20 protein-coding genes are annotated in these 23793 nt (G+C 40.0%); 14 read left to right on the plus strand and 6 right to left on the minus strand.

Annotated elements, in window-relative coordinates; translation table 11 throughout:
* Positions 1–18 precede the first annotated feature (18 nt).
* Together U735_RS0123765 and U735_RS0123770 are read right to left on the minus strand one after the other, a co-directional pair.
* A complete protein-coding gene (locus U735_RS0123765; RefSeq protein WP_031446206.1) occupies positions 19–2034 on the minus strand; it encodes a fumarate reductase/succinate dehydrogenase flavoprotein subunit in 2016 nt (671 codons plus the stop codon).
* Positions 2035–2046: 12 nt separating this feature from the next.
* The gene (locus U735_RS0123770; protein WP_031446207.1) at positions 2047–2724 is read right to left on the minus strand and encodes a succinate dehydrogenase cytochrome b subunit; all 678 of its coding nucleotides are present in this window, start codon (positions 2722–2724) and stop codon (positions 2047–2049) included.
* Between the two features lie 387 nt (positions 2725–3111).
* On the opposite strand from U735_RS0123770, the gene U735_RS0123775 reads away from it, so the two are divergent.
* Positions 3112–3477 (plus strand): hypothetical protein, encoded by a 366-nt coding sequence (locus U735_RS0123775; RefSeq protein WP_031446208.1) that lies wholly within the window; start codon positions 3112–3114, stop codon positions 3475–3477.
* A 70-nt stretch (positions 3478–3547) separates the two neighbouring features.
* Here U735_RS0123775 and U735_RS0123780 read toward each other — a convergent pair whose 3' ends face one another.
* The gene (locus tag U735_RS0123780) at positions 3548–5269 is read right to left on the minus strand and encodes a M28 family peptidase (RefSeq protein ID WP_031446209.1); all 1722 of its coding nucleotides are present in this window, start codon (positions 5267–5269) and stop codon (positions 3548–3550) included.
* 186 nt (positions 5270–5455) lie between these two features.
* Here U735_RS0123780 and U735_RS0123785 point away from each other — a divergent pair, with 186 nt between their 5' ends.
* A complete protein-coding gene (locus tag U735_RS0123785; protein ID WP_031446210.1) occupies positions 5456–6748 on the plus strand; it encodes an aminopeptidase P family protein in 1293 nt (430 codons plus the stop codon).
* Between the two features lie 360 nt (positions 6749–7108).
* On the plus strand, positions 7109–8014 hold the full coding sequence (locus tag U735_RS0123790; RefSeq protein WP_051892318.1) for a sugar phosphate isomerase/epimerase family protein: 906 nt from the start codon (positions 7109–7111) through the stop codon (positions 8012–8014).
* A 97-nt stretch (positions 8015–8111) separates the two neighbouring features.
* Here U735_RS0123790 and brnQ read toward each other — a convergent pair whose 3' ends face one another.
* Positions 8112–9404, minus strand: a complete 1293-nt coding sequence (gene brnQ / locus U735_RS0123795; RefSeq protein ID WP_031446212.1) for a branched-chain amino acid transport system II carrier protein — start codon at positions 9402–9404, stop codon at positions 8112–8114.
* A gap of 264 nt (positions 9405–9668) precedes the next feature.
* On the opposite strand from brnQ, the gene U735_RS0123800 reads away from it, so the two are divergent.
* Positions 9669–9920 (plus strand): hypothetical protein, encoded by a 252-nt coding sequence (locus U735_RS0123800; protein ID WP_031446213.1) that lies wholly within the window; start codon positions 9669–9671, stop codon positions 9918–9920.
* A 178-nt stretch (positions 9921–10098) separates the two neighbouring features.
* Here the strand turns inward: U735_RS0123800 and thiL are convergent, their stop codons facing one another.
* Positions 10099–11142 carry a thiamine-phosphate kinase gene (thiL, locus tag U735_RS0123805; protein WP_031446214.1) on the minus strand — a complete coding sequence of 348 codons (1044 nt, stop codon included), beginning with the start codon at positions 11140–11142 and terminating at the stop codon, positions 10099–10101.
* 170 nt (positions 11143–11312) lie between these two features.
* Complete coding sequence (locus U735_RS0123810) at positions 11313–12767, minus strand: Gfo/Idh/MocA family protein (protein WP_031446215.1); 1455 nt, start codon at positions 12765–12767, stop codon at positions 11313–11315.
* A gap of 344 nt (positions 12768–13111) precedes the next feature.
* Here U735_RS0123810 and U735_RS0123815 point away from each other — a divergent pair, with 344 nt between their 5' ends.
* The 10 genes from U735_RS0123815 (at position 13112) to U735_RS0123860 (ending at position 23783) form a co-directional block, all read left to right on the plus strand.
* Positions 13112–16045, plus strand: coding sequence for a PA14 domain-containing protein (locus U735_RS0123815; protein ID WP_051892319.1), 2934 nt, complete (start codon positions 13112–13114; stop codon positions 16043–16045).
* 398 nt (positions 16046–16443) lie between these two features.
* The gene (locus U735_RS0123820) at positions 16444–16773 is read left to right on the plus strand and encodes a HesB/IscA family protein (RefSeq protein ID WP_031446217.1); all 330 of its coding nucleotides are present in this window, start codon (positions 16444–16446) and stop codon (positions 16771–16773) included.
* Between the two features lie 99 nt (positions 16774–16872).
* The gene (gene sufB / locus U735_RS0123825; protein ID WP_031446218.1) at positions 16873–18318 is read left to right on the plus strand and encodes a Fe-S cluster assembly protein SufB; all 1446 of its coding nucleotides are present in this window, start codon (positions 16873–16875) and stop codon (positions 18316–18318) included.
* Positions 18319–18450: 132 nt separating this feature from the next.
* Complete coding sequence (sufC, locus tag U735_RS0123830) at positions 18451–19203, plus strand: Fe-S cluster assembly ATPase SufC (protein WP_031446219.1); 753 nt, start codon at positions 18451–18453, stop codon at positions 19201–19203.
* Positions 19204–19264: 61 nt separating this feature from the next.
* Positions 19265–19627, plus strand: coding sequence for a four helix bundle protein (locus U735_RS0123835; protein ID WP_031446220.1), 363 nt, complete (start codon positions 19265–19267; stop codon positions 19625–19627).
* 51 nt (positions 19628–19678) lie between these two features.
* On the plus strand, positions 19679–20995 hold the full coding sequence (gene sufD / locus U735_RS0123840) for a Fe-S cluster assembly protein SufD (protein ID WP_031446221.1): 1317 nt from the start codon (positions 19679–19681) through the stop codon (positions 20993–20995).
* A gap of 40 nt (positions 20996–21035) precedes the next feature.
* Positions 21036–22262 (plus strand): aminotransferase class V-fold PLP-dependent enzyme, encoded by a 1227-nt coding sequence (locus U735_RS0123845; protein WP_031446222.1) that lies wholly within the window; start codon positions 21036–21038, stop codon positions 22260–22262.
* Between the two features lie 106 nt (positions 22263–22368).
* On the plus strand, positions 22369–22791 hold the full coding sequence (locus U735_RS0123850) for a SufE family protein (protein WP_031446223.1): 423 nt from the start codon (positions 22369–22371) through the stop codon (positions 22789–22791).
* A 61-nt stretch (positions 22792–22852) separates the two neighbouring features.
* Positions 22853–23185: an SUF system Fe-S cluster assembly protein gene (locus U735_RS0123855; protein ID WP_031446224.1), complete on the plus strand. Its 333-nt coding sequence runs from the start codon at positions 22853–22855 to the stop codon at positions 23183–23185.
* Between the two features lie 94 nt (positions 23186–23279).
* A complete protein-coding gene (locus tag U735_RS0123860; protein WP_031446225.1) occupies positions 23280–23783 on the plus strand; it encodes a DUF2480 family protein in 504 nt (167 codons plus the stop codon).
* Positions 23784–23793 lie beyond the last annotated feature (10 nt).

A 23793-nucleotide genomic window follows, 5' to 3' on the forward strand; every position in this document is an offset into this window, starting at 1 on the left:
TTTTTTCTTCACAAACACCTATTTATAACTTCTTTGTTTTAATTCAATATCCTTAAATTCCAATTGCTCTTTGTGCAAAACGGCATCCGAAGGTTCCCCTTTGTATTCCCAAGCTGCTACGAACGCATAATCTTTATCGTTACGTTTTGCTTCCCCTTTTTGCTCCCCATCGATTTCTACCGACTCTTCACGGAAATGTCCGCCACATGATTCCTCACGCATTAGGGCATCCTTGGCAAACAATTCGCCCAATTCCAAGAAATCTGCCACACGTCCTGCTTTCTCCAGTTCAGGATTCATTTCATTGGCCGATCCAGGAACTTTTACTTCTTTATAAAATTCTTCACGGATAGCCTTAATTTCCGCCATAGCTTCTTTTAGGCCTTCTGCGTTACGGGACATACCACATTTATCCCACATCACCTTGCCTAAACGTTTATGGAAATAATCTACCGAATGGGATCCTTTGTTATTGACAAAGAAATTGATTCTTTCGGTTACTTCCTTTTCGGCCTCGTCAAATTCGGGCGTATCGGTAGGAATTTTTCCGGTCCTAATTTCATGGGATAGGTAATCCCCTATAGTGTAGGGCAATACAAAATAACCATCGGCCAAGCCTTGCATTAAGGCAGATGCTCCCAAACGGTTGGCACCATGATCGGAGAAATTGGCCTCGCCTATGCAATATAAACCTTCAACGGTGGTCATTAGGTTGTAATCTACCCAAACACCGCCCATAGTATAATGGGTAGCGGGATAGATCATCATTGGGGTCTTATACGGGTTTTCATCTACGATTTTCTCGTACATCTGAAACAGGTTACCATATTTTTCCTCTACTACGGCTTCACCCAACTCAGTAATTTTTTCTTTGGAAGCATTTTGAATTCCTTGGATTTTTGCCTGTTCCAAACCGTATCTTTCAATGGCCGATTTAAAATCCAGATATACAGCTTCCCCAGTAGCGTTTACTCCAAAACCGGCATCACATCTTTCTTTCGCTGCTCTGGATGCCACGTCACGTGGTACCAGGTTACCAAAGGCAGGATATCTTCTTTCCAAATAGTAATCCCTTTGATCCTCGCTCAATTGGGTTGGTTTTAATTTTCCTTCCCTAATGGCCAACACATCCTCCATCTTTTTTGGAACCCATATACGGCCATCGTTACGCAACGACTCGGACATCAGGGTCAGTTTGGATTGATAGTCTCCAGATCTTGGGATACAGGTAGGGTGAATTTGGGTATAACACGGGTTGGCAAAAAACGCCCCCTTTTTATGTATTTTCCAAGCTGCTGTGGCATTGGATCCCATGGCATTGGTAGAAAGGAAATATACATTTCCATATCCTCCGGAGGCAATCACTACTGCATGTGCCGAATGGCGCTCTATTTCCCCGGTAACCAAGTTACGGGCTATAATACCGCGTGCCTTGCCATTTACTTTAACCACATCCAGCATTTCGTGGCGGTTAAACATTTCTATCTTACCACGGGCAATTTGTCTGTTCATAGCGGAATAGGCCCCTAACAACAATTGTTGGCCTGTTTGTCCTTTGGCATAAAAAGTACGTGACACTAAAACACCACCAAAAGAGCGGTTATCAAGTAATCCACCGTAATCACGGGCGAAAGGCACCCCTTGTGCCACACATTGATCGATTATATTGGTAGACACCTCAGCCAAACGGTACACGTTTGCCTCTCGGGAACGGTAGTCCCCACCCTTTACGGTATCATAGAACAAGCGATAGGTAGAATCCCCATCCCCTTGATAATTTTTAGCAGCATTAATACCACCTTGGGCCGCAATGGAATGCGCCCTTCGGGGGGAATCCTGATAGCAGAATGCTTTAACCCTATAACCTAGCTCGGCCAAGGTTGCAGCAGCAGAGCCTCCTGCAAGACCGGTACCAACAACAATAACGTCGATGTTTCGCTTATTGGCAGGATTAACTAAGTTTATTTTATCCTTATAGGTAGTCCATTTATCCTTTAATGGGCCTTTTGGTATTTTAGAATCCAATACAGACATAGAATTGTATTATTAATGGTTAAAATGGTGAAAAAGTGCAATGAAAATAAATCCCAACGGAATTAAAACAGCATATGCCTTTCCAAATCCTTTTAACCCTTTTACATATTTATTGTTGGCACCAACAGACTGAAATGCTGAACTAAAGCCATGAAGTAGGTGCAATGAAAGAAAAACAAAACCTATACAATAAAGGGCAACCCTCCAAATAGGCTCAAATTTGTGGACCAGTTCTTCGTAATAACGGTAACCTTCTCCATCGGCCAGCAAGCCGGACATGTCTCCTTGAATATACTTTGTGTTGATTTCAGGAAACCAGAAATCCAAGAAATGAATGATTAGGAAAACAAGGATAAATCCACCGCTCCATATCATATTCCTGCTCATCCATGTGGAATTGGCAGCACCATTGTTTTTGGCGTACTTGACAGCACGGGCATTTCTATTTTTTATTTCCAACACAAACCCCATAACAAAATGATAGACAACCCCAAAAAGCAGTACAGGCTGTAATAAATATTGTACAAGGGGATTGGTGCCCATAAAATGTGAGGTTTCATTAAAAGTATCCGGATTTAGAACAGATAGGATATTAATGGCAAAATGTTGAAGGATAAAAATCATTAAGAAAAAAGCGGAAAGGGCCATGGTGTACTTTCTGCCTATTGAAGAGTTTAAAAATCCACTCATTAGTTATTTGTTTTGATTGCAAATTTACTCCACAAACGAGTTACCAACAAATTTTGTTGAATTTATGTACAGTATTTAGAACCAATTTAAAGAATTCATCAATTCTGGAGAGGAAATAATAGAAAATCTTTTGTCATCCCACTTAGGAAATGGTTGGATAAAGTACATGCTTTCCTTGAGCGATCACTTTTAAGACCTTGTATTTCCGTAAGTATAGGTAACTAAAATGGTGATTTTAAGGAGGGTGCTGGTTCGATTTTTCGACGCAAATGTTGTTTGTAATGAAGGGTTTTTCTTGTTAAATTATTTAGATCTATCGGACAGGGCCATACTTTTATTGGTTTCTGAGCGTTAGAAACTAACCGAAAATTAAAATGGGAAAACCGAATGGTATTCTGGAAAAACTGGTCCTTAAACATTAAATTCTCCTTAATTGCGTTTTTTATAACTGCAATATTGGGCCTTGTTGGTATGGGAGCTCTTGGAGGTTTGTTGTATTACCCGGTTTCTTTTCTGTTCACATCTTATCCCGCCTTAAATGATTGGAGTGGCGACTGGGTATGGCCAAGCGTAATAATGGTCGGGATGTTATGGTCCTTTGGTTTTGTGTTTGCTGCAGTGGCCTGGTACTACATTCAAAAAATAACCCGATCCAAGGTCCTGCTTATTGCCGCATATTTGCTAATATTATGGTTGTGGGCGGCATTACTCTGGTGCTGGATGATTAAGGTCAATATAGATCAACTAACCTAGTGGAATTAAGAGCTGATTGTTGTCTGAATATTGGCATTTTTATTTGATGCCTAGGAATAGCCCAATAAGCCTATTTTTCCAATTCTTCGACAAACATTTTTGCCTGGGATTCAATTATGGCCTGGGCCTCTAAAATTGCTTTCTCCAAAATTACAGTATTTTCCGGGGAGGCCAAGTCTGTTGTTGACGCAATGGCCTTTAAATACCAATCTTCCCAAGCTTTTATTATAGCCACCTCACTTTCTAAGGGATTTCCGGTTTTAATGGCTTTTTCACTGAGCAGAAATTCCTCTGCAAGCCGATTTGTTGCCGCATCCCTCACTATTTTAACGATATCCATTGCTGCATAGGAATCGCCATTTACTAAGGTAAGGGCACTAGCCAAAGCTGCAATGCTCACATTTTTAAGGGTTTCTTGGGAGACCTTATCCAATCTGTCGCTATCGGTATGGTAAAACTGATCCGTAAAGTGCCAAAACAATAATCCGGGTATATTGCTGTCCAAAAAAGGGGTATGGTCACTGCCACCTTCATAGGGGTTGGTATTTACCTCCCAATTGGCAAGTTTTCCCTGCTTTAAAAAATTATGGATCATATAGTCATTTAGGTAATGGGGCTTCATATCTTCCAAGGTGAGCAGCTTGCCGCCCCACTCTGTATGTTTATCTTTTCCCCTAGTCCATATGGCACTTGGATCCGGCATTTTTTCTATTAAAAAAGAACCCCCCGTAATAGCAGTGTTTTCTCCTACCATATCCAAACTTAGTCCCCATTTTATACCCTTGGCCCTTTTCTCATTTTCTTGTAAGTATCTTTTTGTGGAAATAATTTCATCGCCCCAAATAAAGGTCATTGTTCTCTGGGCATCAATACTCTCATTCCTGATTAATTTGGCAACCACTGTGGCCATTTCCAATTGGGCACCTACTCCGCTGGCATTATCGTTGGCACCAGGTTCTTGAACATGTGCGCTGAACACCAGGCTTTCCTTTGGCATTTCGGAGCCCTTTATATTGGCAACCAAGGTTAGTTCCTCGGAAGGATACATTTTGCTGGAAATAAATACCTTGGCATATACTTTTCCTTTTTCCAATTCCGCCTTTAATTTTTCTCTTGCCCGGTAGGAAAGGGCAATTCCCCAAGTGTTTTTGGGATCGAAAGTCAAGCTTCGGAATTGGATGGAATTCACATTTATATCGGGCTTTAAATAGTCGGGATTGTCATAACTGAATATACCCAGGGCACCTTTTTTTAGCACCCCTTCTGTATAAATTTCAGGGGCATTTATTTCAGTAAAAATAATTTTGCCTTTTACAGAAACCTTTTGAAGATCATTCATGTCTTCGACATAAATAACCTCTCCGGTTGTTCCATTTTTTGGGGTCGAAATGGAATTTAGATAAACCATGTTCCTGTTGGAGGTGTAGGATAGCAATGGGGTATTTTCCCCAACTAGACTAATGTTTGCATCTACAATTTCCCAAGTAGGATGTTGCAAGGGCCTTTTTTCCAGTCTGTAGGTAAAACGATCTGTATTGGTTGCGTTGTCTTCCAAAACATAGCCCGCAGCTTGCAAGGATGCTGCCACTTTGTGGATGCTCTTATTAAAGCCTTCATTGCCTACCACCCGCCAAAACTGTTCTATGAATGCAGTAGTTTCATAGGCTTCATCCCCGCTAAGGTTGTTCCTAAGGATATTTAAATAATCGTCTGTGGTAACTGCAGAATTCTTTGTTTGTGCCCAGCTTAGGCAAACTAGGCTTAGAAATATAAGGAGTGGAATTTTGGTCATAACTATAGACAAATTTTTAAAGACCATATAAATAAAGGTACATGTCTCTTCTTCTCTATAAAATGGAAGGGCGAAGATATAATAATTTGGAGTTCCCCTACTTGGAATGGCAGTTTTTAAAATTCATTTAACGGTTTGTGGGTAAAGCATTTCCTAATTATTAAATTTGACGATAAAAGTAGAAAAATGAAATATCAGCAAATAGATCACAACTTGTTTGTAAAGAACCGCAAGAAATTTATGGCCAGAATGAAGCCAAAAAGTATTGCCGTTTTTAATTCCAATGACCTTTATCCTATTGGTGCCGATAGCACCATGCCTTTTGAACAGAATAGGGATCTGTTTTATTTAAGTGGAGCCGATCAAGAGGAAACCATTTTGTTGCTTTTCCCTGATGCCCATGAGAAAAAGCATAGGGAGATCCTGTTCGTCAGGGAGACCAATGCACACATTGCGGTCTGGGAAGGGGAAAAATTGACCAAGGAAAAAGCCACGGAAGTATCTGGTATCGAAACCATTTATTGGTTGACTGAATTTGATAAGATATTTTATGATCTTATGACCGAAGTGGAAACGATATATTTTAATACCAACGAGCATTACCGTCAGGCCGTGGAGACCCAAACAAGGGAAGATCGGTTTATAATGAAATGTAAACAGGATTATCCTGCGCACCAATGGGCCAAAAGTAATCCGATTTTACAAGAGATTAGGGGGGTAAAGGAGCCAGAGGAAATTGCTATCATGCAAACAGCCTGTAATATTACCGAAAAGGGATTCAGGCGCCTATTGCAATTTGTAAAGCCAGGGGTAATGGAATATGAAATTGAGGCAGAATTGCTACATGAATTTATTCGTAATAAGTCCAAGGGCTTTGCTTATACCCCAATTATTGCGTCCGGCAACAATGCCAACGTACTGCATTATATAGAAAACAATCGCGAATGTAAGGATGGGGATATGTTATTGATGGATGTAGCAGCCGAGTACGCCAATTATTCAAGTGATCTTACCCGCACCATTCCTGTCAACGGCAGGTTTACCCCAAGGCAAAAGGCGGTTTATGAAGCCGTACTACGGGTAAAGAATGACGCTACGGCCATGTTGGTACCCGGTACTATGTGGGGGGAATATCATAAGGAAGTAGGTAAGCTAATGACTTCAGAGTTGTTGGGCTTGGGCTTGCTGGATAAGGCCGATGTTCAGAATGAGGATAAGGACTGGCCCGCCTATAAAAAGTACTTTATGCATGGCACCAGTCATCACATAGGGTTAAATACTCATGATTATGGGGCTTTAAAAACACCTATGGTGGCCAACATGGTATATACTGTGGAGCCCGGAATCTATATTCCGGAGGAAAAAATGGGAATAAGATTGGAAGACGATGTGGTAATCCAAGAAAAAGGAGCTCCTTTTAACCTCATGGCAAATATACCTATTGAAGCAGCCGAGATTGAAGAGCTGATGAATGCTTAGAAACAAAGTCCAATTCTTGGAGCATATATAGGCAAAATGTACATAGTGCAAAGACCAAGTTTATAATTTAGAAGATCCCCGATGGCCCTGCCTCGGGAATTTTTTTTTTACCCACTCCATGCCTGTGCTCCGTTTTGGGATAGTTAGAGGTCACAACTGCTATATGAAGCTGTTAGAAGCAAGGCAAAACTAGAATTCCTCTTTTAGGGAAAGGTTTTATTATTATTGAGAAGAGGTAAATTACCTTGTTTATTAATTCAAGTTCCTATAACTTAACATACCGGCAAGGCGGGGTATTATACCAGCCACAGGCGGAACATTGGAATATTTGTTGTTTGGAATCCAAAATTGAATATAAATATGGATAATAAAAGAAGAAATTTCATTCGGGGTATGGCACTCGCTCCATTGCTATTGGGAACAAGGAATATTATGGCTGGCAATTACTCTGAACCTTTGGCCAATAATAGACTACAATATAGTGTCAATGCATTTTCCTTCAATTCCGCATTAAGAAGTGGTGAAATGACATTTTATGATATGATGGAATTTGCTGCGAATATAGGTTTGGATGCAGTGGATCTGACCGGATATTATTTCTCTTCATACCCAGATCCCCCATCCAATAGTGAACTTTTTGGTTTAAAACGAAAAGCGTTGGAACTTGGTCTGAATATCACTTGGACCGGTATTAGAAATAACTTTGTTAACCCTGATGCCGTTGCCCGTAAGGTTGACAGCGACATGATAAGAGAATGGTTAGGGGTTTCATCCAGTTTAGGAGCTACGATCATGAGGGTTTTTACTGGAAAATACAATGATGATGGATTTTCCAAAAAAGAAGTAAAGGAGTGGCTTATAGATGAGTACAAAATCTGTGCTAAGTACGGAGCTGAAAAGGGCGTAATCGTAGGTTTACAAAATCACAATGAATTTTTATTCACAAGTGAGGAAATTATTGATATAATAGTAAGGGTCAACTCTGAATGGTTTGGGTTAATTCTAGATATAGGAAGCTTGCATGCCGAAAATCCTTATGATGAAATTGAAAAGTTGGCTCCCTATGCAAATTATTGGTTTATCAAAGAACATATTTTCCCAAGTGGCATCAAAACCCCGGTAGATATGGAGAAAATTGCCGCTATAATTAAAAACCAAGGTTATCGGGGCTATATTTCATTTGAAAGTCTTTCTGATGGCGATCCCAAACAAATTATCACTTCCATGTTTAGTTCATTCAAAACTGAGTATGAAAAACTTAAATAGGGATAATCCGTCTTTTCATTCAATAAGAAGGCGGTTGTGAATAATGGGGCTAAATTTATGACTCAATCAAAAAATCAACTTTATACGGAGTGTTAATTCAAACCGATCGGGGTCTTTGTCCTAACGCGCCTTTTTCAGCCATATTCGAAATCGCAAAAGCAGCCACAGCTGGCAAAACCCAGCCCAACTGGTAGGCACTAAAAGGTATCCAGTCAAAAACTTCCTTTTTAGGGCCCCAGTTTCCCAAACTGCCCAAAAAATCCGGGATGCTAAAAATGACGGTAGTGATTACCACGGTCTTAAACACCATTGGTGAGGCCCATTTTTCTGGAATTACGTTAAGGAGGATCAATATTATGGTAATGGGGTATATAAACATAAGTGCGGGAAAAGCTACCGTAATAATATAGGCCACATTAAATTGCCCCATTACAATCCCAAGAAGGCAGCCCACTATAGCCGTTAGCAGATAGGCATGTTTGTATTTGGGGAGCCGGTCCTTCATAAAATCGGAAGACCCTGTAACAATGCCCACGGCAGTGGTAAAACAGGCCAGACTTACCAAAATGCTTAGGAAAATATTGGCGTTATTCCCTAGGCTTTGCTTGCTTATTCCGGAAAGCAATTCTATTCTGGTGATATTCAATTCAAAATTGTTGTGGTTTAGGGCTCCGCTAAGGATAAGGCCGGTGTATATTATAAAAAGGCTTAAGCCCGCCAACCAGCCCGCATTGCGGACCAAAGTTTTCTTGTCTTTAAAGGATGCGTTGGACTTTAGATTGATGGATACAATGATCACGCCTCCGACCACTACCGCCCCAATGGCATCAAATGTTTGGTAGCCTTCCAAAATTCCATGGCTAAAAGGACTGGTAATTTCGGTGGCCCCAAAATTGAAGTCGAACGTAAAAAGGCTCGTAACGATTATCAAAACCAAAATTAATATGATGGCAGGGGTAAGAAATTTGCCCAGTATGTCCAATAATTTGGATCGATTTATAGCAAAAATAAAAACCAAGGAAAAATAGACCACACTGCTGAGGAGGGCAGAAGAATTGAAGAAGGGCTGTACTGCTATTTCATGGGTAACGGCAGCAGTACGTGGTGAGGGCAAGCTCAAGGAAATAACATAAATCAATAAGGAATAGATAAGACTAAAATTAGGGGAGACCTTTTTTCCAAAATCATAAATGGTACCCTGTATTTTGGCATGGGCCAAAATTCCCAATATGGGTACCAAGACCGCAGACATTGCAAACCCCAGGGCCACCAGCCACCAATAATTTCCAGACTGAAACCCCAATAGGGGTGGGAGAATCAAATTTCCTGCCCCAAAAAATAAGGAGAATAGTGCAAAGGAGGTGACAAGGGTATCCTTAGTATTGTGCATTAAAGGCAATTTTGGCGAAAGATAGTTTAAAAACCGTTTAGTTTAATTTGGTATATAAACACCTAATATGTGCAGTTGGTCGAAAAAATCAAATTTTGCTAAAAAAAAACGAAAAAAAAACAGGTTGCACTCAATAAAAGGAAGGGTGTTGGCGTTAATTATCTGAAAGACATTTAATAAGTGCTTTCACCAGTTAACCTAAAGTTTAATTTTTGCATTTTACGGTCCCCTAAGCCTTACCAATGCCACCTAAAAACCTGCGTTATGAAGAAAGTTATGACAGACTATGGAACAAGACTCAGCGCCCTATGCTGCAGCATTTTTGGACACCACTACATAGTTTCCAAGAAGGTTACCTTACACATCAAGGAATACAAATGTGTTCATTGTAATAAAGAGGTGACTACGGATGTAAGTGGAAATCTATCCAACTTGACCCCGGAATTGCAGGATATAAACAATACCTTACAAGATATTTATCAGAAAAGACATAGGGCTACCCAACAGGTAGCCTAAACCATGCTTGGCAATTTAATTCCGACCTTAAGCGGTATCGGAGTTTTTGAAGTTATTCCCGTTAATTAATAGAACGCCCATATTCTTGGCTGTCCTGCGCCCCACGACAGTTAAGTAAGGAACGTCCTAGGTTTTCGGGAATTCTTTTTTCTAAATAATCCCAATAGATACCTTTCCTTTATGAAAATGAATTCCAACCCTGGGCGGTAATAGGGATTTTGGTGTTGCTTCTGGTAACCAAATGAACGCCTTCATTCTTCTCGGTCATATGGCCCACTACCGTGAAATGTGGATTACCCTTTATTTTTGGAAAATCCTTTTGGTCTATGGTAAACAACAATTCGTAATCTTCACCTCCACTTAAGGCTACCAATGTACTGTCCATTTTAAATTCTTCGCATGCCGAAATTACGGTAGGATCTAGCGGAATTTTGTCCTCGAATAAATTACAGCCCACCTCACTTTTATCGCAAATATGTAAAATTTCGGAGGAAAGTCCGTCGCTGATATCGATCATAGCGGTGGGGAGGATCTCCAACTTTTCTAACAAGCCTTTTATGTCCCTTCGGGCTTCGGGCTTTAATTGACGTTCTACGATATAGGTGTAAGGTGATAGGTCAGGTTGATTGTTTGGATTTACCTTGAAAACTTCTTTTTCCCTTTCCAAAACCTGTAAACCACAGTAGGCACCACCTAAATCTCCCGAAACTACCAATAGATCGTTAGGTTTGGCCCCACTTCTGTATACAATATTCTCTTCCTTGGCTTCCCCTATAGCTGTAACACTTACCAACATTCCTTTTGTAGAGGAAGTAGTATCTCCCCCAACTAGGTCCACCTTATATATTTCACAGGCCAGGGCAACCCCGCTATAAAATTCTTCCAAAGCTTCCAAAGGAAATCTATTGGAAACGGCAATGGAAACCGTTATTTGTGTGGCCGTGGCGTTCATGGCATAGATATCGGATAAATTTACCATAACGCTCTTATAGCCCAAGTGCTTTAAGGGCATATAACTAAGGTCGAAATGCACGCCCTCAATCAATAGATCTGTAGATATTACGGCCTTCTTGTCCTTGAAATCCAGGACCGCGGCATCATCGCCTATACCCTTAATAGTGGAAGTATGTTGTAAGGTGAAATTCTTGGTAAGGTGTTTTATCAATTCAAACTCTCCCAATTGATCCAGTCCCGTCTTTTCTTGATTCTTGTCTTCTATCATGCTGCAAAAATAAGTAGTAAATCCATTATATCCTTTCTTTGTGCTAAATAAAGACTTTCCTAGTGGATTTTCGGGTAGAGGAAAATTGGCATTAAAAAGCCGGACTTAAATAAGTATTCCAAGATACTTACCTAGTCCGGCGTTTTTTATTAAAATTATAATTAAGTGGTCTATCCTAAAGAATATCCAGCTCTATAGTTACGTTTTACATATTTGTTGGCTGGTTCAAAGTTGGTAACCCTCATATTTTCTGCATCCCACAACAAGCGTTTTCTTCCGTTGTATTTTGAACCTCCCCAGAAACTGCTCTGATCGGCATTAGGGTCTACTTCAAAATAGGCCTTAAGGGCCAAGTTACCTATAAGGATACTTTCGGTAAACGGACCGGCATAATCGAATGAAGAACTGGTTTCGGCATTGCCATAACCCGCCATACAGGCATTTACCCATTGTAAATAGTGACCTTCCGGAACTCTCGCAATTGTTTCTGCAACTTCGAACTGTTCGTTTAAAGATAACGGAAGCAATCTTGGATTGGCACCATAACAGTCGGCCAATAATTTTCCTTTGGTACCAATAAATAGTACACCACCATCCCAGTTGCCCAAAGCTTCGTCATCTCCCATTTCGTCTGGTCTTTCCGGTAGAAGTCCGCCGTCCATCCAAGTAACTTTTACAGTGCCTTTGCCATCGGTTCTTGGATAGCTCAAGTGTATCTTAGAGGAATTGGGGAAACTCTTAGGATAATCAGCTGTTTCAAATTTCCCTTTAAAGGAGTCGGAAACGCTACATTCAACTTGGTTAGGATATAGAATTGGTAGAATTCTGTATACAGGATCCATAATATGGCAGGCCATATCACCTAATGCCCCTGTTCCGAAATCGGACCAGCCCCTCCAATCAAAAGGAAGATAGGCATCATTATAATCGCGCATTTCAGCTGTTCCCAACCATAGGTCCCAGTTTAAGCCTTTTGGAATTTTATCTTTTTTAGTTGGTGTCTGTAATGCTTGTGGCCATATGGCCCTGTTGGTCCAACATTTCACCGTGTGGACATCGCCTATAATACCTGTATCATAGAGTTCTTTCATTTTACGGACTCCATCACCAGATCCACCTTGATTACCCATTTGGGTAACTACCTTGAATTTTTTTGCTGCTTCGGTAAGCATTCTAGCCTCCCAGATATCGTGTGTCAAAGGTTTTTGAACGTAAACGTGCTTGCCCATGGACATGGCCATATAAGCGGCAACGGCATGATTGTGATCTGGAGTCGATACCGAAACGGCGTCAATATTGTCCTTTTCATTTTCCAACATTGTCCTAAAATCGGCATAGTATTTTGCCTTTGGGAACGATTTCCTGGACTCTACGGCCTGTCTGTCATCCACATCGCAAAACCCTACAATATTAACATTGGGACTTTCTGCGAATGATGCAATATCACTTCTACCTTTACCACCGGCACCTATGCCGGCAATATTTAGTTTGTCACTTGGGGCAACATAACCCGGACCTCCCAATACGTGTCTTGGGACGATCATAAATCCGGCAGTTGCCAAGCCGGTACCTTTAATAAAATCTCTTCTCGAATTGTTACTAAATGCGGTCTTTTTTTTGGACATAATTTTTGAAAGTTTTCTATTTTTTTAAAATGGATTTGAATTTAAATTAATTTTCTGTAATCTACATAAAGATGATTTAATAAATTTCTATATATTTTGTTAATTTATCAGTTATTGTCTGGAAACTGTATTCTATTAGAAGATTTCAAATAGTTGTAAATAGTGGTTCAACGGTAAATATATGGAATGGAAATACATTTTGTAGTATAAATTTATTAGTGAAACTCAATTTTGAGTAGTCGGTAGGACGCACTGAAAATTGCAAGTTGAACTAATCCCGCCTTATTGGCAAACTTATTATATCTTGTAATATTATTTTACCAAAAAGTTTTTATAGTTAAAAAATGAAAAATACCATTTTCCCTCGCCTGCCCATTATCTTGTTTTTTATAGTTCTTAATCTCTCATGTGAGCATAAAGTAAATTATGAAAGACCTATTGATACATGGGTGTTTAGATCGGTCATGGATAAACAACCAAGAATGTTCACGGTTGCCCTGAACAAGGATTTGTATACTTGTTACAACCTGCAATCCGGAAATTTGTACAAAGTATGGAAAGGCGGGGTTAATTATGAGGGAGCCGTTTATACCACGGCCCATGGTATACAACCTACAAGTTTTGGTTTTGCCTATGTGCAGGATGATTCCCAGCAAACACAATGGAGTTTAAAGAGTGAAGATGGAATGGAAATTCCTGAAATCAATTATATGGGTTACTCCATGATTAACGGCCAAGTAGGAATAAATCTTGAATTGATATCAAAAACAGGAAAATCGGTTAAGATTCGTGAAATTCCTGAGTACACATGTGAAGAAGGTCGTACAGGATTGGTTAGAACCTTTACTATTCTTGAAGGTTCATCCAAAGACCTGGTACCCGTATTGAATTATGGTACTGACAATGAATTGATATTTAGGGAAGTCCTGCAGGGGGGTAAAAGAAATGAAAATAACAATGGGTTGGAGCTTGCTCAAAATACTGTGGTTAAGACGTATTTTAATCCTGTTCCGGCAGATTGGGCACCCCCAAAAGAAGATGATATGGGAATGATCGCGGTTGGAACAAAAATAGTTGAAAGTAGCGATTGTAGTGCCTGTCATCTTCAAAACGAAAATCTGGTTGGCCCTGCATATGATTCCATTGCTAAGAGGTACCCTTTTAATTGGGCCAGTATTGATGCCTTGGCAGACAAAATTAGGCTGGGCGGAACCGGGAATTGGGGAGCTATCCCCATGTCTGCCCATCCTGATATTTCCAGGTCCGAAGCACAGAATATGACCTTTTACATTTTGTCCTTGGATGGTGAGCCTGAACCTCAGGAAAGGGTTGTGGATATTGCATTGAATACACCCGACATCACTTTTGCCTTGGACAATGAGGATCGAAGAGGTGGTGATAAAAAGGAAAAACAGACCGGGGCCGCAGTAAGTTTATATTTGGTAAATGATAGTGGGGATCTGTATGAGGATCTGACCAAGAACACCCTGCCAATATTAAACGGAATCGCTCCTGCTATTCATTTACCTACCTCCGGGGTGTTGGGAGAAATAACCGAACATTTCTATATGGAGTTTAAAGGGTTTATAAAATCTGATAAAAAGGCAAACAAAACATTTAGACTAATTAGTGATGATGGTTCGGTATTGAAGCTTAATGGTTCCGAAATAATTGATAATAGAGGGGATCATGGTGCTGAGGCCGTAAACGCATTGGCGGTTTTGGAAAAGGGATGGAATGAATTTTTGCTGCAATTTCAACAAGGTGGCGGAGGTTATGGTCTTTCGCTTCAATGGTCCGATGATGGCGAGCAGTTTACTGTGGTCCCGGATTCCGTTTTTTATCACGACACCAGTGCTTTTCGGAAATTATTGCCTTATGTTTCAAAAAGGGCGAGTACGGTTCCCGGTGACCAAATGCCCTTGAATGCGGTGCACCCGTCTTTCGACATGTTTCAGGCCAAGCCCTCGGAATTTCATCCCAGGATAGGCGGTATAGATTTTATAGACAAGGACAAAATGGTCATCTGTACCTGGGACGCCTCCGGCTCTGTGTACATTTTGAAAAACTATAATACCGAAGACCCTGAATCTATAGAAGTAAAACAAATAGCCAAGGGATTGGCCGAGCCTTTGGGAATTAAAATGGTAGATGGGGAACTTTATGTGCTGCAAAAACAGGAGCTTACCAAATTGATCGATACCGATGGTGATGAGATAATAGACGAGTATCAAAAAGTTTGTGACTCCTGGAACGTTACCTCACATTATCATGAATTTGCCTTTGGATTGGTTTATAAGGAGGGTAGTTTTTATGCCACCTTGGCAACGGACTTAGGTTCGGAATTTAAAGAAGTAAAGGACAGGGGAAAGGTAGTAAGAATTAGCAAGGACGGAAGTGAAGTGGAGGTTATAGCCGAGGGCTTTAGAACCCCCAATGGTATTGCAGAAGGACCTGATGGGGCACTTTATGTGGCCGATAACCAGGGCAATTGGATACCAACAAGTAAAATTGTACGTGTGGAAAAGGGCAAATTTTATGGCTTTAAACATGCGGATTGGGAACGGGTAAAGGATTATAAGGAAGATCCTCCATTGGTATGGCTTCCGCATGGCGAAATTAGCAATTCCCCAAGTCAACCTGCCATTTTGAATATCGGACCCTATAAGGATCAAATGATTCATGGCGATGTTACCCATGGCGGCATTAAAAGGGTGTTTATTGATGAGGTGGAAGGCGTAAAACAAGGAGCTGTTTTTCGTTTTATTCAAGGATTGGATGCTGGAATAAACAGGACGGTCTGGGGCCCCGATGGCAACCTGTATGCCGGCGGGGTGGGATCCGGCGGCAATTGGAGGCATGAAGGGCGACTTTGGTATGCCTTACATCGCTTTAAATACAATGAAAAATCCACTTTTGAAATGTTGGCGGTCAGGGCGAAAAGCAAGGGTATGGAAATAGAATTTACCCAGCCGATAGCTTCTGATGATTTGGTGAATGCCTATGCTTTTGAGGCGCAACAATTTTATTATGAAGCCACAGAGGAATATGGAGGTCCAAAATTGCGAGAGGAAGAGCTTAAGATCAAAACGGTGAACCTATCTGCAGATAGGAAAAAAGTATTTTTGGAGATTGACGGTATTCAAGAAAACAAGGTGCTTTACATACATATAACAAAACCTTTTAAAAGTGAAAATGGCCAATCACTGTGGTCAACGGAAACCTGGTATACCATGACCAAAAAACCTGTGGACAGCTCTGGAATTAAAAAACCTTAAACCTTAGGTTCTTATTATGCCCAGTTATTTTAAGGCTTCCAAAAAGAACTATTTGGGCAATATTTCTTACAAAACCTGGTCAATGGGTTCTCACTGTTGGTCCAACGGACAATCCGTATAGATATTTTATGCAGCTCTATCCGGAGTATTTGCTAATTTTTTACTTTGAAAAACCATTGGTTATATACCATAATACGGGATTTTGGACCATAATTTCTAAGATATGTCCAAGCTGTGTTTCCAATAACGATCCTCTCGTAATAAATGGCCCTATTTAGTCATCCTTTCGTCTATAAGAAATTTTGATTTGGCTATTCGTTATATTAATGTTAGGAAATATGGTAAAACCCTACTTATGTACTATATTTGTAAACTATTTAGATTAAATCCAATTAAGAATGATTAAAGTATCTGAAACAGCTAAGCAGAGGGTAATGGCCCTAATGGCCGAAGGAGGCTTTGATGCCAGCAAGGATTACGTGCGGGTAGGTGTTAAAAGCGGGGGTTGCAGTGGATTGTCCTATGAGCTTAATTTTGATAAGAAAACCACGGAAACCGATAAAATTTTTGAGGATAACGCGGTGCGTATTGTGGTGGATAAAAAGAGTTTTCTTTATCTAGTGGGTACCGTGTTGGAATATTCCGGGGGACTTAATGGCAAAGGATTTGTTTTTAATAACCCCAATGCCCAAAGGACTTGCGGATGTGGAGAGAGTTTCTCTCTTTAATGTAGCAATGACGAACAAGTAAAAATGTACCAAAACGTGCATTAGAGATGAAAAGTAATTAACCAATTGTTACATTGAACAATTGTTAAATTAGGAAGAATGGCATATACAGAGGAAGAATTAAAGAAAGAACTGGAGACCAAAGAGTATGAATATGGTTTCTATACGGATATAGAATCGGATACGTTTCCCAATGGTTTAAATGAGGAAATAGTGATTGCTATTTCCAAAAAGAAGGAAGAACCTGAATGGATGACCTTATGGAGATTGGAATCTTTTAAAATCTGGAAGGAAATGGTGGAGCCCGAATGGGCGAATGTTAAGTATAAAAAACCTGATTTTCAGGCCATTTCCTATTATTCTGCACCAAACAAGAAACCGAAATACGATAGTTTGGACGAGGTAGATCCCGAATTGCTGGATACCTTTAAAAGATTGGGTATTTCTTTGGACGAACAGAAGAAGTTGGCCGGGGTGGCCGTGGATATCGTAATGGATTCGGTATCGGTTGCAACCACTTTTAAAAAGACCCTTGCCGAAAAAGGAATCATTTTTTGTTCCATTTCTGAGGCCATAAAGGAGCATCCGGAATTGGTCAAGAAATATATAGGTTCCGTGGTTCCCCAAAAGGATAACTTTTATGCAGCTTTGAACTCTGCGGTTTTTTCCGATGGGTCTTTCTGTTACATTCCAAAAGGCGTTCGCTGTCCTATGGAGCTCTCTACCTATTTTAGAATCAATCAGGCCGGAACCGGACAGTTCGAAAGAACCCTTGTGATTGCCGATGAAGGAAGTTATGTAAGTTATTTGGAAGGCTGTACCGCACCTTCTAGGGATGAAAATCAATTGCATGCCGCAGTGGTAGAATTGATTGCCTTGGACGATGCCGAAATTAAATATTCTACAGTGCAAAACTGGTTCCCGGGAAATAAAGAAGGGCAAGGTGGTGTTTTCAATTTTGTCACCAAAAGAGGCTTGTGCGAAAAGAATGCAAAAATATCTTGGACGCAGGTTGAAACCGGTTCTGCAGTCACTTGGAAATATCCATCCTGTATTCTTAAAGGGGACAATTCCATAGGGGAGTTTTATTCCATAGCCGTAACCAATAATTACCAACAGGCGGATACCGGTACAAAAATGATCCACTTAGGGAAAAATACCAAGAGTACCATTATTTCCAAGGGTATCTCGGCCGGGAAGTCCCAAAACAGTTACCGTGGATTGGTGCAGGTAAACAGTAGGGCGGATAATGCCAGAAACTTTTCCCAATGTGATTCCTTGCTTATGGGGAACGAATGTGGGGCACATACCTTCCCATATATAGAAGTAAAAAACAAGTCCGCACAAATAGAACACGAGGCCACAACCAGTAAGATAGGGGAGGATCAGATTTTCTATTGTAATCAGCGGGGAATAGATACGGAAAAGGCAATTGCCTTGATCGTAAATGGTTTTAGTAAGGAAGTACTGAATAAATTACCAATGGAATTTGCGGTGGAAGCCCAAAAGTTATTGGAAATAAGTTTAGAGGGATCTGTAGGATAACAGAAATTTTTAAATAGACCAGTGGGACCTTTAAACACAGGGGTAACATTTCTATTTCTTTACGCATAAAAATTAGATTTTAGTAAAATGCCGAAGGCGGCCAATTATTTTGAATAATTAGAATTAAGAACAATGCTGAAAATTAACAACTTACACGCTAGAGTAGAGGATAAGGAGATATTAAAGGGAATAAACCTAACGGTGAATGCAGGTGAAGTACATGCCATCATGGGGCCAAACGGTTCAGGTAAAAGTACCTTGGCAGCCGTTATTGCCGGAAAGGAAGAATTTGAGGTTACCGAAGGAGAGGTCTTCTTGGAAGGTGAAAACCTGGAAGACACATCACCAGAGGACAGGGCACATAAGGGTGTATTTCTGTCCTTTCAGTATCCTGTGGAAATACCTGGAGTTTCCGTTACCAACTTCATGAAAACGGCAATCAATGAGTCCAGAAAGGCCAAGGGATTGGAAGATATGCCAGCCAAGGATATGTTGAAGTTGATCCGTGAGAAATCTGAATTGTTGGAGATCGACAGAAAATTTTTGTCGCGCTCTTTGAACGAAGGCTTTTCTGGAGGAGAGAAAAAGCGTAATGAAATTTTCCAAATGGCTATGTTGGAGCCCAAATTGGCCATTTTGGATGAAACTGATTCCGGTTTGGATATAGATGCCTTGCGTATCGTGGCCAATGGGGTAAATAAATTAAAGAGCAAGGATAATGCTGTTATAGTTATTACCCACTACCAACGCCTGTTGGAATATATTGTACCGGATTTTGTACACGTATTACACAATGGAAAGATCGTAAAATCTGGCAACAAGGATCTTGCTTTGGAATTGGAAGAAAAAGGATATGATTGGTTGAAACAGGAGACCGTTATTTAGTTATAATGTTCAATGTTGAAAGTTTAAAAGTCAAAATTGCTTTCTGATAGCATTCCAAGAGATGGCCAAAATAAATTCGTTTGAAGAAATAAATGCTTGGAAAGAAAGTAGGGATTTCAATAAAGCTATTTATGAGCTGACGAATAGGGGTGATTTTGAAAAGGATTTTGATTTAAAGAGACAAATTAGGAGAGCTTCAGTATCTATAAGTTCCAATATTGCGGAAGGGTTTGAAAGAAATACAAATAGAGAATTTATTCATTTCCTATATGTTTCAAAGGCTTCTGCGGGAGAGGTAAGATCTCAATTGTATTTAGCGTTGGATTTAGGATATTTGGAGAAAGAAGAGTTTATTATTTTAAAGGAAAAAATTGAAAATATATCTAAAATGTTAAGTGGGTTTATCAAGTATTTGGATAATTAGACATATTACTTTCGAACATTTAACATTTAGACATTACAACTTGCAAAAAAGATGGATTTAAAAGAAAAATTAGTTTCCTCATTCTTGGCTTTTGAAAATAGTGTGGATGTAGATCATCCGGTACACGATATACGATCGGAGGCCATTAAGAATTTTGAGACAAAGGGGTTTCCTTCCAAAAAGGAGGAGGCCTGGAAATATACTTCCTTAAATACACTACAGAAAATAGATTTCAGCATCTTTCCTAAAAAGGAGAGTATGTTGGAATACAGGGATGTGAAAAAATATTTTCTTCATGAAATAGATACCTTCAAGATTGTTTTTGTGGATGGGGTATACAGTTCCTTTCTGTCGGAGACTACCCATGATGGTGTAGATGTATGTTTAATGAGCTCTGCTTTGAACAAGCCTATGTACAAGCAGATAATAGATGTCTATTTCAACAAAATAGCGTCCAAGGATGATTCCTTGACCTCGTTGAATACTGCATTCAGCAGAGAGGGAGCCTATATTTATATTCCCAAAAATAAGATTCCGAAAAAGCCTATAGAGATTGTTCATTTTTCAACTGGTAATGAAGCTGCGCTATTATTACAGCCTAGAAATTTGATCATTGCAGAGGAAAATGCGGAAATGCAGATTATAGAGCGCCATCAGAGTCTAACGGCCAATGAAGTGTTTACCAATTCGGTAACGGAGATATTTGCGGCCAAGAATGCCAATGTGGATTATTATAAGGTGCAAAATGATTTAACCACCGCTTCGCTGATAGATAATACCTATATTGATCAGAAGGACGGGAGTGTTGTAAGCGTCCATACTTTTTCTTTTGGGGGCAAATTGACCCGTAACAATCTTAATTTCTACCAAAATGGGGAACGTATAGATTCTACCATGAAGGGGGTTACCATTATTGAGGAAAAGCAGCATGTGGATCATCATACCTTGGTGCACCATATTCAGCCCAACTGCGAAAGTCACCAGGACTATAAGGGTATTTATGGGGAAAATGCCACAGGGGTTTTCAACGGGAAGATTATTGTGGACAAGATTGCCCAAAAGACCAATGCATTTCAGCAAAACAATAATATTTTGGTTAGTGATAGGGCTACCATCAATACAAAACCGCAATTGGAGATTTTTGCAGATGATGTAAAATGTTCCCACGGCTGTACTATTGGACAATTGGATGAGGAGGCCTTATTTTACCTTCAGTCCAGGGGGATTCCAAAAAAGGAGGCCAGGGCCTTACTTATGTATGCATTTGCCAACAACGTTTTGGAAAGTGTACGGATCCCGGAACTAAAAGTGAGAATCAATAAACTGATCGCCAACAAATTGGGGGTTCGTTTAGGATTCGACCTATAAAATCCCTGTTCAACCCAATTCCCATCATTGAATTTTTATCATGATACAAACTGTTCTAGATATATTAAGTATACGAAAAGACTTTCCAATACTAAATAGAAAAGTCAATGGGTATCCCTTGGTGTATTTGGATAATGCCGCTACCTCCCAGACACCACAAAAGGTTATGGATGCAATTGTGGACTATTACAGTAGGTACAACGCTAATATCCACAGGGGGGTACATACCCTCTCACAAGAGGCAACGGATATTTACGAACAGGCAAGGCAGAAAATACAAAAGCACTTTAATGCCGCCAAACCTCATGAAATTATTTTTACTTCAGGAACAACCCATGGTATTAATTTAGTGGCCAATGGTTTTGCCTCTTTTTTGAAAAAGGGAGATGAGATTATTGTTTCTGCCTTGGAACACCATTCCAATATTGTTCCTTGGCAAATGCTTTGCGAACGCACAGGAGCTGTTTTAAAAGTAATTCCAATGGGTTTGGACGGCAAGTTGATTATGGAGGAATACCATAAATTATTATCGCCCCGTACCAAATTGGTTTTCTGTAATCATGTTTCCAACGCATTGGGGACCATTAATCCTATTCAGGAAATTATAGATGCCGCGCATAAGGTTGGCGCTGCGGTCCTGATAGATGGTGCGCAAGCAGCTCCCCACATAAAGGCCGATGTACAAATATTGGATGTGGATTTTTATGTGGTTTCCGCCCATAAAATGTGTGGTCCCACAGGAGTAGGAATGCTTTATGGGAAAGAGGATTGGTTAAATAAATTACCGCCCTATCAAGGGGGGGGCGAAATGATTGCAGAGGTAACTTTTGAAAAAACCACCTATGCCGATCTTCCCCATAAGTTTGAGGCAGGTACTCCAAATATTTGTGGAGGTATAGCCTTTGGTGCTGCCTTGGACTATATGAATGCCATAGGATTTGAGGCCATTGCCCAGTACGAACACGAACTATTGGAATATGCAACCAAAGAACTTCTGGCAATAGACGGACTAAAAATTTACGGGGATTTAAAGGAAAAGACCGCCGTAATATCTTTTAATATTGAAGGGCTGCACCCGTATGATATTGGAAGTATATTGGATAAGTTGGGAGTAGCCGTAAGGACGGGCCATCATTGTGCACAGCCTATCATGGATTTTTATAAAATACCTGGTACGGTAAGGGCTAGTTTTAGTTTTTATAACACTAAGGAGGAAGTGGATATATTGGTAGCCAGCGTACGGAGGGCAAAGACAATGCTTTCTTAACTTCATTGGGTTAGTTTTCAATCTTTTAAATTGTTGATAAGCAGAATTACTTGTTGTATTTTTGCAGTGAATTGTTACCATTTTAATGTGGGCACAAAATTTAGATATGAGTATAAAGGAAATACAGGAAGAAATTGTAGATGAATTTTCCATGTTCGAGGATTGGATGCAGCGCTATGAATATATGATAGAGCTTGGAAAATCCCTTCCGATGATCAAGGAGCAATATAAGACCGAGGATAATATAATTAAGGGCTGTCAGAGCAAGGTTTGGGTTCATGCCGAATTGGAAGGCGATAAATTGGTTTTTACGGCCGATAGTGATGCTATAATAACCAAAGGCATCATAGCTATCCTGGTCAGAGCCTTCAGCAATCAAAAGCCTAAGGATATTATAGACGCAGATACCAGTTTCATTGATGAAATTGGCCTAAAGGAACATCTATCACCTACCAGGGCCAATGGCTTGGTAAGTATGATAAAACAATTGAAGTTGTATGCCGTGGCATACCAAACACAATTAAATTAATTTCCTTTATTGGGGAAATTATTGGACATAGCCTTTGTGCAAACCATAAAGATTTAAAATAATGAGCGAAGAATTAGAAACTATAGACACCCAGGAATTGGGCGAAAAAATAGTAAGGGTCCTAAAAACAATTTATGATCCGGAAATACCTGTGGATATCTATGAATTAGGATTAATTTATGATGTTTTCGTCAATGAGGACAATGAAGTTAAGATCTTGATGACCTTGACCTCCCCCAATTGTCCGGTTGCGGAGTCGTTACCAATGGAAGTGGAAGAAAAAGTGAAGTCCATTGACGAACTTAAGGATGTTGAGGTGGAAATTACTTTTGACCCGCCTTGGACTCAGGAATTAATGAGTGAGGAAGCCAAATTGGAATTGGGAATGCTATAGTTAGGGCTTCCGGTGTTTACTGCAATTGTTGATAAGGTATTATCGCGTAAACTTACTTGCCGTAATTAATCCATTATTGGAAAACTGAAAACTTATGTCTGAAATTATAAATCGTGTCTCCCAAAGTAAATTGGTAACCTTTAATCTTGAGGACTACTACCCCAAGGGAAACAGGGTAGTTCTGGATATTAAGGATTGGCTGTATGAAGGTTTAATCCTTAGGGAAAAGGATTTTAGGGCACAATTGGAGGATTGTGATTGGAGTCAATACAAAGATTGTTATGTGGCATTAAGCTGTTCTACTGATGCCATAGTGCCTGGTTGGGCGTATATGCTTATTTCCACTAAACTACAGCCCTACGCAAAGAAAATCATTATTGGGGATTTGGAAATGCTGGAATCCTCGCTCTATCAATCCGTAATAGAAAATTTGGATGTGTCCGAATTTGCGGATAAGCCCGTTATTATCAAAGGTTGTTCCAACAAACCTGTCCCAGCTAATGCATATTTATGGGCTACTACTAAAATTCAAACGGTTGCCAAAAGTGTAATGTACGGGGAAGCCTGTTCTTCTGTGCCACTTTTCAAAGCAAAATAACAATCAATAT

The organism is Arenibacter algicola, from assembly GCF_000733925.1.
GTDB classification, from domain to species: domain Bacteria; phylum Bacteroidota; class Bacteroidia; order Flavobacteriales; family Flavobacteriaceae; genus Arenibacter; species Arenibacter algicola.